Annotated in this window: 13 protein-coding genes; 8 read left to right on the top strand and 5 right to left on the bottom strand. The window is 29.8% G+C overall.

The window, feature by feature from the left end:
* Positions 1-400, bottom strand: a 400-nt coding sequence (locus ACVC2P_RS06620) for a GNAT family N-acetyltransferase (RefSeq protein ID WP_452597687.1), incomplete at its 3' end; no start/stop codon positions are given.
* Positions 401-434: 34 nt separating this feature from the next.
* Positions 435-1,070 carry an alpha/beta hydrolase gene (locus tag ACVC2P_RS06615; RefSeq protein WP_452597686.1) on the bottom strand — a complete coding sequence of 212 codons (636 nt, stop codon included), beginning with the start codon at positions 1,068-1,070 and terminating at the stop codon, positions 435-437.
* Positions 1,071-1,126: 56 nt separating this feature from the next.
* Between ACVC2P_RS06615 and ACVC2P_RS06610 the strand changes: the two genes are divergently transcribed.
* The 5 genes from ACVC2P_RS06610 (at position 1,127) to ACVC2P_RS06590 (ending at position 5,897) form a co-directional block, all read left to right on the top strand.
* Complete coding sequence (locus tag ACVC2P_RS06610; RefSeq protein WP_452597685.1) at positions 1,127-1,549, top strand: PaaI family thioesterase; 423 nt, start codon at positions 1,127-1,129, stop codon at positions 1,547-1,549.
* A gap of 3 nt (positions 1,550-1,552) precedes the next feature.
* Positions 1,553-2,686: a chorismate-binding protein gene (locus tag ACVC2P_RS06605; protein ID WP_452597684.1), complete on the top strand. Its 1,134-nt coding sequence runs from the start codon at positions 1,553-1,555 to the stop codon at positions 2,684-2,686.
* A gap of 83 nt (positions 2,687-2,769) precedes the next feature.
* A complete protein-coding gene (gene menD / locus ACVC2P_RS06600; protein WP_452597683.1) occupies positions 2,770-4,524 on the top strand; it encodes a 2-succinyl-5-enolpyruvyl-6-hydroxy-3-cyclohexene-1-carboxylate synthase in 1,755 nt (584 codons plus the stop codon).
* Positions 4,525-4,646: 122 nt separating this feature from the next.
* Complete coding sequence (locus ACVC2P_RS06595) at positions 4,647-4,988, top strand: DUF2853 family protein (RefSeq protein ID WP_452597682.1); 342 nt, start codon at positions 4,647-4,649, stop codon at positions 4,986-4,988.
* Positions 4,989-5,066: 78 nt separating this feature from the next.
* Entirely contained in the window at positions 5,067-5,897 is an 831-nt protein-coding gene (locus ACVC2P_RS06590) for a CvfB family protein (RefSeq protein ID WP_452597681.1), read from the top strand.
* Here ACVC2P_RS06590 and ACVC2P_RS06585 read toward each other — a convergent pair.
* The 3 genes from ACVC2P_RS06585 to ACVC2P_RS06575 form a co-directional block, all read right to left on the bottom strand.
* Complete coding sequence (locus ACVC2P_RS06585; RefSeq protein ID WP_452597680.1) at positions 5,889-6,980, bottom strand: C1 family peptidase; 1,092 nt, start codon at positions 6,978-6,980, stop codon at positions 5,889-5,891. The genes ACVC2P_RS06590 and ACVC2P_RS06585 overlap by 9 nt on opposite strands.
* 68 nt (positions 6,981-7,048) lie before the next feature.
* Entirely contained in the window at positions 7,049-7,486 is a 438-nt protein-coding gene (locus tag ACVC2P_RS06580) for a hypothetical protein (RefSeq protein WP_452597679.1), read from the bottom strand.
* Positions 7,487-7,620: 134 nt separating this feature from the next.
* Positions 7,621-8,031: a hypothetical protein gene (locus ACVC2P_RS06575; RefSeq protein WP_452597678.1), complete on the bottom strand. Its 411-nt coding sequence runs from the start codon at positions 8,029-8,031 to the stop codon at positions 7,621-7,623.
* Between the two features lie 347 nt (positions 8,032-8,378).
* Between ACVC2P_RS06575 and ACVC2P_RS06570 the strand changes: the two genes are divergently transcribed.
* From ACVC2P_RS06570 to ACVC2P_RS06560, 3 genes are all read left to right on the top strand, one after another.
* Positions 8,379-9,218 carry a 1,4-dihydroxy-2-naphthoyl-CoA synthase gene (locus ACVC2P_RS06570; protein ID WP_452597677.1) on the top strand — a complete coding sequence of 280 codons (840 nt, stop codon included), beginning with the start codon at positions 8,379-8,381 and terminating at the stop codon, positions 9,216-9,218.
* Positions 9,219-9,229: 11 nt separating this feature from the next.
* A complete protein-coding gene (gene menA / locus ACVC2P_RS06565) occupies positions 9,230-10,132 on the top strand; it encodes a 1,4-dihydroxy-2-naphthoate octaprenyltransferase (RefSeq protein WP_452597676.1) in 903 nt (300 codons plus the stop codon).
* Positions 10,133-10,153: 21 nt separating this feature from the next.
* Positions 10,154-10,431 (top strand): MBL fold metallo-hydrolase (locus ACVC2P_RS06560; protein ID WP_452597675.1); only part of this gene is annotated, 278 nt, incomplete at its 3' end.

Genomic DNA, 10,431 nt, shown 5'->3' with positions numbered 1-10,431 from the left:
CATCTATACGAAACTCTACTTTTTCAAAATGAAGTACTTCAAAAGCATATTGTAACATTAAAAATTTAATGTTTGTATTTAAACCACTACCTTGAAAAGACTTGCCTAACCAAGTCCATCCAATATGCAAAACCTTATTTTTATAATCCATAAGCCCAAAACGCGTACTACCAGCATAAGCTAACTTCTTTTTATCGTAAATAATAAATGGTAATACAGTTTTGTTATTAAAACCAGCAATGGCAGTTTCAACATAAGTTTTTAATTGGTTTGGAGAAGCAATTACACTAGGAGAGTAATAAATAAGATCTTTCTCTTTAGCAATGTCTACTAAATGAGTATAATTATCTACACTTAAAAGAGATAATTTTACTCTACTATTTTCTAAAGTTGGAGTCATAAAAAATGTTTTATAATACACGTATAATTATTATTTAACCTAAACTTGTAATAATACTATTATTAACCTCATGTGTGCCATCAAACGGAATAATAGTTACATTATTTTTAAATAAAGCATTAGCCCTTTCAGTTTCATAAGCAATACGTTCGGCATTAAGGTATTCATCTTTAGTACCATAAATTAAAGAAACATTTGTGTTTAAAAACTCAAAATCATCTGGCACTAATTCTTTAGGAATTCCTCCAGAATGTAAAATAAGTTGAGAACACTGTAACTGTCTTTTTGCAACATAACGCATGGCAACACTAACACCTTGAGAATACCCTAGTATATTTAAATTTAAATGATTAGGTATGTTTTCAGTTTTTAAAATGGCATCAAAATATAACATAATATTTTCGGTTTCGGCTATTGTGTTTTCACGAGTTAGCCAACTTGCACCAACATGCTTAAAAGCAGTACCTTGGTAATATAAACTTGGTGCTTGTGGCGCTATTATATAATTTTCATCTGGATTTAAATGCTTAAAATGTCTTAAAAAATAATAACTTAAATGTCCCATACCATGACAAACAAACCATACCGTTTTTGTATGTTCTGTAAGAGTGTTTAAAGTCGCATAAGGCTTTGTAGTATTATAAGATATTTCTTTTAGTGTAGTATTCATTTTAGGTTTAGCTTTTTGTATTTTCGCAGTGTAAAGTTCAATAAATATTTACTACTATGCAATTATCTAAAGCAGCCATTTTAGCAAAAGCAAATGCAATTTGTAAAAATACATTAATGGAAACCTTAAATATAGAGTTTATAGATTATGGTGACGATTTTGTTGTAGCTAGAATGCCTGTTAATTCTAGCGTTTATCAACCAGATGGAGTTTTGCATGGAGGAGCAACAGCAGCATTAGCAGAAAGTGTTGGTAGTTTTGCTTCCCATTTATTTTTAGATACTAAAAATACAATGGTTAGAGGTATAGAAATTACAGCAAACCATTTAAAAAGTGTTAAAGAAGGCTATGTATATGCTAAATCTACTTTTATACATAAAGGAAGAACAACACAATTATTAAATATTTCTATAACCGATGATAACAATAATTTAATATCTATTTGTAAGTTATCTACCATAACACTGCCAAAAAAGTAGGTTATGGATCAAGAACAATTTTTTAGTGCCATTACTACTCACTATACAAAAGCATTACCTTTTGTAGTATATAGAAAACCTAATACTATTTCTATAAAAGCTATGCTACAAAATGATGATATAATATATAAAACTGAAAACTTTAATGATAGCGGATTTATATTTGCTCCATTTAATTCAGAAAACGATACTATACTAATACCTGTAAAAAATTCCGAAGTTATTGAAGCAAAGTATATTTCTAATCCATTAGAAAGTAATATTTCTGAAATAATAACAGAAACAGAAACTAGTATAAATCCAGCAAAACTATTTCATATTAGTTTAGTAGACAATGCAATAAAAACAATAGTTGCAGACAATGCATTTAAAAAAGTTGTAATATCTAGAAAAGAAAAAGTAAAGACCTCAAAAACAGATGCTATTCAATTATTAAAGAAGCTTTTAAATAAATATAAAAAAGCATTTGTATACTGTTGGTATCACCCAAAAATAGGGCTTTGGCTTGGGGCAACTCCAGAAACATTATTAAAAGTACAAGGCAACCAGTTATCTACAATGGCTTTGGCAGGAACTCAACAATATAAAGGCACTACAGAGGTTATTTGGGGAAATAAAGAATCTGTAGAGCAGAAACTAGTTACAGATTTTATAGTAGATAATATAACACCATTAGTAAAGCAGTTAAGTATAGGCAAGACAGAAACACTTAAAGCAGGTAACTTATTACATATAAAAACAGAACTGCGAGGCACTTTAGAAAAAGATAAAAAAAACTTAAAAGCTGTACTACTAGCATTACACCCAACACCAGCAGTTTGTGGAATGCCAAAAATTAAAGCCAAGCAATTTATTTTAGAGAACGAAAATTATAATCGTGAATTTTATACAGGTTTTTTAGGAGAGTTAAACCTTAAAGAAAATATAACACGAAATGCTAATAGGAGAAATGTAGAAAATAACGCCTACAATACTTTAAAAACAGTTACAAACCTTTTTGTAAACTTACGTTGCATGAAATATACAGATACTGAAGTTACAGTATATGTGGGTGGTGGTATAACCAAAGATTCTATTCCAGAAAAAGAATGGGAAGAAACAGTGAATAAAACACTAACTGTAAAAACTATTTTATAATATTTCGTATTTTTGTAAGATACCAACTAACACTTAATTTTAGAAGTTTTAATTAGCAAATGGTATAAGATTTTATCTTAACTATGATATACCCTAAAATCCCTTTAGCTCAAACAGTAATAACACTTTGTAAAGCTAAAAATATTAAACATATAATATTATCTCCAGGTAGCAGAAACGCACCTTTAACCATAGGTTTTACTCACGATTCTTTTTTTAAATGCTATAGCATAGTAGATGAGCGTTGTGCTGGTTTTTTTGCATTAGGAATAGCACAACAAACCAAAATGCCTGTAGCTTTAGTATGTTCATCTGGTAGTGCTCTGTTAAATTATTACCCCGCAATATCTGAAGCATATTATAGCAATATTCCTTTAGTAGTATTGTCTGCAGATAGACCTAAATATTTAGTAGGTATAGGAGATGGGCAAACAATTAATCAAGAAAATATCTATAAAAACCATATACTATATTCTGCTAATTTAAAACAAGATTTAAAAGAAGGCCAAACGTTTAAAGACAATGAAAATGAATTGCCTATAATAAAAAGTATAGAAAATAAACTTGAAAAATATTTAGGATTACAACAAAGTATTCAGGAACAAAACGAAGTAGAGATAAACAAAGCATTAAATAGAGCGTTAATACAAAACGGGCCTGTGCATATTAATATCCCTTTTGAAGAACCTTTATACGATAGAGTAGAAACTTTGTCTGTAACACCACAAGTTATAAAACCAGTAACTCCAGAAATACTTAATGAAGATTATAATGAATTTGCTAAACTATGGAATAAAGCAAAGCGAAAACTTATTTTAGTAGGCGTTAACCCACCAAACACCATAGAACAACAATTTTTAAATAAATTAGCAGAAGACGATAGTGTTATAGTACTAACGGAAACAACATCTAATTTGCATCACAACTCGTTTTTTCCAAGTATAGATAAATTAATAGCACCATTAACAGATACCGAGTTCGAACAATTAAAACCAGATATACTGTTAACCTTTGGAGGCTTGGTAGTTTCAAAAAAAATAAAACGATTTTTAAGAGACTATCAACCAAAAGAACATTGGCATGTAGGTGAAACGAGAGCGAATGATACTTTTTATGTGTTAAGTAAGCACTTTATAATGTCTGAAAATTATTTTTTCAATCATTTTTTTAAATACATTAAAGCCACAGATAGCACTTACAATAAGTATTGGCAGTCTGTAATGCTAACGAGAAGAACTAAACACGAAGAATACATAAAACAAATTCCTTTTTCAGATTTTAAGGTGTTTAATATAGTATTAAAGACAATACCAAATAACAGATTACTTCAAGTAGGTAACAGTTCTGCTATACGGTATTTACAACTGTTCGATATTAATAAAACAGTAGAGGTTTTTTGTAATAGAGGGACTAGTGGTATTGATGGTAGTACAAGTACAGCAATTGGAGCAGCTATAGTTTCTAGTAAACAAACTGTATTTATAACAGGAGATTTAAGCTTCTTTTACGATAGTAATGCGCTGTGGAACAATTACATCCCAAAAAATTTTAGAATTATAATTATAAATAACTCAGGAGGTGGTATTTTTAGAATTCTTCCTGGACATAAGAACACAGAAAACTTTGATACTTATTTTGAAACTAAACATGATTTAAATGCATCACACCTATGTGAAATGTTTGGGTTTGAATATTTAAAGGCTAATACAGAGAAAAATCTACTTGCTAGTTTATACGATTTTTATGAAGATTCTAATAAACCTAAACTATTAGAAGTATTTACACCTAGCGAAGTTAATGATTCTATTTTACTGGATTATTTCAAGGTTATTAAGTAGTTTGCCCGTTTTATTTGGTTTTTATCGATATCATATCGAAAAAAAAAATTAACTAAAAAATGATTGGCGTAAAAAATTTGTATATTTAGTAACCAATAAATAATTAAAACAATTTAGACATTATGAGTAAACGTGACGAGCTTATCGTAAAATACGCAGCAGACTTAAAAGATAAGTGTGGTGTAGAACCAGATATGGATTTTTTAACTAAAGTAACAGTTGGTTGTGGACCATCAATTTACAATAAAGACTCTTCTACTGTTTCTGGTACAGATGAATCTGAATTGGCTACAGTAAAAAATAATTTTTTAATTAAAAAATTAGGTCTAGCTGATAGTGCAGATTTAGATAAAGCTATAGACGATGTTATGGAAAAATATGGACGTTCTAACAGAACAAAGTATAGAGCTGTAGTATACTACTTACTAGCTAAGCACTTTAAAAAAGAAGCTATTTATAATTAATAAAAAGCTTAAAATTATAATTTATAAAAGCGTTGCAATGTAGTTGTAACGCTTTTTTTATATTACTACCTTTGCAAAATGATAAATATAGGACAATACAATACTTTAGAGATTTTAAGAGATACAGAACCAGGTTTATTTCTAGGAGATGCAGACGAGAACGAAGTTTTATTACCCAATAGATATGTACCTGAACATTTTGAAATTGGAGATACTATAGAAGTCTTTATTTATTTAGATAACGAAGAGCGAATTATAGCAACAACAGATGCGCCTTATATTGCAGTAGGTGAATTTGCTGTATTAAGATGTAACGATGTAACCAAACACGGTGCATTTTTAGATTGGGGATTGGTTAAAGAACTGTTTTGCCCATTTAAAGAGCAGGTTTTTCCTATGAAAAAAGGAGGTTGGTATTTAGTACACTGCTATATGGATGAGAAAACAGAACGTTTGGTAGCATCTAGTAAAACCAATCGCTTTTTAAACAATGCAGAGCTAACAGTCTCAGAATTCGATACAGTAGATATTATTGTTTCGCATCCTAGTGATATTGGTATGAATGTTATTGTAAATAATAAACATTTTGGATTAATATATAAGGATAGTATTTTTCAAGATTTAAGCGTAGGAGATAAGCTTAAAGGCGTTGTGAAAAAAATACGTCCAGGAAATAAAATAGATATTACTTTAGGACAAATTGGATATAGAAATATAGAACCAAATGCGGAGTTAATTTTAAAAGCTCTAGAAGATAATTCAAACTACCTTCCGTTGCACGATAAATCATCACCTGAAGCTATAAAAGAACAGCTCCAGATGAGTAAAAAGAATTTTAAAAAAGCTATAGGATCTTTATACAAGCAAAAGTTAATAACTATTAAAAAAGACGGAATCTACCTAGTTTAATTTTTTTGCTAAAGTTGGTTTTAACGCATCCTTGTGTAGGGTAATAGATATGGTTTTTAAGCGCATGTATGCTTCACTCATGTATATGTAACCACCTTTACCAATTTTACCCCAAGAGTTTTTTACTTTATAATATTTAGTACCATTTTGGTCTTTTACTAATCCGGTAATATGCATTAAATGATCATCTGTAGTGTTGTAATTTTCAAATTCTTGTTGTCTTAACTCAGGTGTAATATCTAGCTCTTTAACGGTATTTTTTAATGCACGTTCATTTTCACTAGCATTATGTGGCACCACAGCAATACTATTTTGGGCAGAAAATGTTTTTTCACTTACATCACAATCCAACTCAATAGTATATCCATTTTTTAAAGCATTATCTATTGTATCAATTAATTCGTCTAACGAAACATTATAAAAACTACCATTAGAAAAGTTATCAGGAATATTTAATATAAAGTTTGAATATAACGGTTTATGCGTAAAACTTGTTAAGTTAACATAATCTTCCGTTTTAATTTTTGTCATTTCTAAAAAAGTAAGAGGTGTGTACTCAACACCTTCGTAAGTAAAAGTCGAAACATTTTTACCAAGAGCATCATCTAAAATAGCATTAGTTTCTTGTTTCCAATCTGTTTTAGACTCTTTAATGTATGCAGTTAAAACAGCTTTAATATCTTTAACCATTTTAGAGTGGTTATGTTTTTTTGAATCATTTTTTAATCCAGAATAAGCACTAACAGGAACCAAACCATATTCTGCAACACTATTTAAAACATCATGAGCTAAACCTCCCTCACTAAATTGTGCTTTACCTTGTCTCATAACATAGTTCCAAGCCTTTTTAGGGTAAGTTTGTCTAACGGTATACATCTCAGATAAATCAATCTGTTTTCCCGTTAGCCTCATAATTTCACTTTCTAAAAACGAAGATGTAGAAAAACTCCAACAAGTTCCTGTATTTCCTTGGCTAATAACATCAGTAGCATCTAAATCTATTACTGTTTTAAAGTCGTACTCTTGAGAGAATATAGAAATGGAAAATAAAAAGAAAAGGGAGAGTAAAATTGAATGTTTCATAATTTAGTGTATCATTTATTAGATGCACTAAAGTATAAAAAAGAAATAAACTAAAAATAAGAATTGAGTTAAAAGCTTAAAAAGCTATTAGTTTTATTTTTATTATTGGGTAGTTTTTTAGCCCACTCAACAGCTTCATATAAATTGGAAAAATACTCTACTTTTGTAGATAAAAAAAACTTCTCTAAAATGGCATTAATCCAGCCTCTTTCTGTGTAAGATACAATAGCATAGCCATTTATAAAGTAACTGTTTTTAAAAAACTTTAACCAATCAGAAGGCCTTACTTCATATTTATTAACCCTATTTGTTATGTAACTAACAGATGGATTTTCACCATAATGCTCTAATACAGCTTTTATAACATCTTGAGCAGAATCCCAAGTATAAGTAACACCCTCATTTATTTCTGCAATGATAAAGTTTTCAAAAAAATAATAAGTTCCATTATCCGATATGTGGATATCTTCAATGAAGTCAGCTAAATTAGAGTCTTCTATTTTCATTTATTAGAGATGTTTGGCGTTTGGATATTACAGTGTTACACTATAAATTATATATGATTTTTTTATAAGTTTTTAAAACAAAATCACTCCTAGCTTGTTTAATGATTTAATTGTGTGTGTGCATAAACAGAATACTATAAACTTATTTGCTTAACCCAATTTATAGCCTTTTGTAAACTATTAAAATTTTCAACTTCCGTTTGTACAAATAATTTTTCTATAACCGAGTTTACCCAACCAGCTTCAGTATAAGTAACCATAGCATACCCTTTTAAACAACTCCTATTATTACTATTAAAAAACTTGTACCAATCAGCAGGGTTTACAGAGTAATTATTTACTCTATTTGTAATGTAGCATAAAGAGGGGGTTTTTCCATAATGTTTAAATATAGCAGGAAGTAAATCTTGAGCAACCTCCCAGGTAAAAACAACACCTTCATTAATTTCAGAAACTATAAAGTCTTTAAAAAAATAATAGTTTCCGTATTTAGATAAATAAACATCTTCGATTAAGTTCGATATTTTAGAATTTCTTATTGTCATATCTAATGTCTTAATAATTAATATTTTTAGCTATAATCTTGAGGGTATACAAATTTACAATGCATACATTGTATTGTTAGTTTAGCAATTCATAATTGAAATATTAAATCGTTTAAAAGGTTATTTTACCGATTAATGTAATTTTGTGGAAGATTTTACTTACAAATAATAATGTGTAAATCATTTGTTTTTAGTGTTTTATGTTTTAATCTGTTGATTGAATGTATAGTCGTAAATAGAGAGTAATTCCTGTTTTTACTTTGTTTAAAACAACCAATTAAGATTAAAAATATAGTTGGATAAATTCTATTTTCCGTATTTTTATGCTCCAAAAATTTGAAATTATAATGAGTGAAATTAAATGGATAAAAGCTAAAGACTATGAGGATATTACATATAATAAATGTAATGGAGTAGCCCGAATAGCTTTTAATAGACCTAATGTAAGAAATGCATTTAGACCAAAAACTACTAAGGAATTATACGATGCATTTTATGACGCACAGGAAGATACGAGTATAGGAGTTGTATTACTATCGGCCGAAGGCCCATCTACTAAAGATGGCGTATATTCCTTTTGTTCTGGAGGCGATCAAAAAGCAAGAGGTCATCAAGGCTATGTTGGAGAAGATGGGTACCATCGTTTAAATATACTAGAAGTACAACGTTTAATTCGTTTTATGCCAAAGGCAGTTATTGCTGTAGTACCAGGGTGGGCCGTTGGAGGAGGACATAGTTTGCATGTTGTATGCGATTTAACTTTAGCGAGTAAAGAACATGCTATATTTAAGCAAACAGATGCCGATGTAACTAGTTTTGATGGTGGATATGGCTCTGCCTATTTAGCAAAAATGGTAGGACAGAAAAAAGCAAGAGAGATTTTCTTTTTAGGAAGAAATTATTCTGCACAAGAAGCTTACGAAATGGGAATGGTTAATGCAGTTATTCCTCATGAAGAATTAGAAGCAACTGCATATGAATGGGCTCAAGAGATTTTAGCAAAATCACCTACCTCTATTAAAATGTTAAAATTTGCTATGAATTTAACAGACGATGGCATGGTTGGACAACAAGTATTTGCTGGAGAAGCAACACGTTTAGCCTATATGACAGATGAAGCAAAAGAAGGACGAGATGCTTTTTTAGAAAAGCGTAAGCCAAACTTCCCAAAACAATGGATTCCTTAGGCTTATAATATATGAAACAACTTTCTGTATGGTTATCTGCTTTTAGACTAAGAACATTACCATTATCTATATCTGGAATTATTGTAGCTGCATGTCTAGCAGAATATAATGGAGTGTTCTCTTGGGAAATATTTACCCTAGCAATTTTAACAACCCTAAGCTTTCAAATTCTTTCCAATCTAGCTAACGATTATGGAGATGGCGTTAAAGGTACCGATAATGATGATAGAATTGGGCCAGAACGCGCTTTACAAAGTGGGGCAATTACACCAAACCAAATGCTAGGGGCTATAAAAATTAATATATTACTAAGTATAACATTAACAATAAGCCTAATATATACTTCATTTGGAGTTAAACACTTATTATATGCTCTATTTTTTATGGCATTAGGATTAATGTCTGTATTTGCAGCAATGAAATATACTATGGGAGAAAAAGCCTATGGTTATAAAGGCTTAGGAGATGTATTTGTATTCATTTTTTTTGGTTTAGTTAGTGTAGTAGGCTGTTATATATTATTTGCAAAGCGAATAGATCATGTTGTATTTTTACCAGCCATTAGTATTGGTTTGTTGAGTGCAGGCGTGCTAAATCTTAATAACATGAGAGATATAGAAAGCGATGCAAAAGCCAATAAAATAACACTAGCTGTAAAGCTAGGAAAGCAAAAAGCAAAACAATACCATTTACTATTAGTAATAGGCGCTATCGTTTTATCCTTTTTATTTGGCATTCTATATTACACATCACCATTTAATCTCATATTTTTTATAGCTTACATACCCTTATTTAAACATATAAATTTTGTTAGAAAAAATACTGTTCCTAAACAATTTGATCCTGAATTAAAAAAACTAGCATTGTCTACAGTAGCACTAGCATTATTATTAGGAATAGGGCATTTATTATAAGTCATTTAAACAATAATAGTCATGAAAATTACATTTTTAGGCCACGCAGCATTACAAATAGAAATAAACGATGTAACTATATTAGTAGACCCGTTTATTACCGGAAACCCTAAAGCATCTCATATAAAAATTGATGATTTAAAGGCAGATTATATTTTAATAACACATGCACATCAAGACCATATTTTAGATGTAGAAGCCATTGCAAAACGCACGAACGCAAAAGTAGTTTCTAACTATGAAATTGTTACGCATTTTGGTGCTAAAGATATAGAAGGGCACCCTATGAACCATGGAGG

Source organism: Pontimicrobium sp. MEBiC01747 (assembly GCF_053601635.1).
The sequence above is the reverse complement of the archived record's forward strand: the minus strand, read 5'-3'. Positions and strand labels throughout refer to the sequence as shown.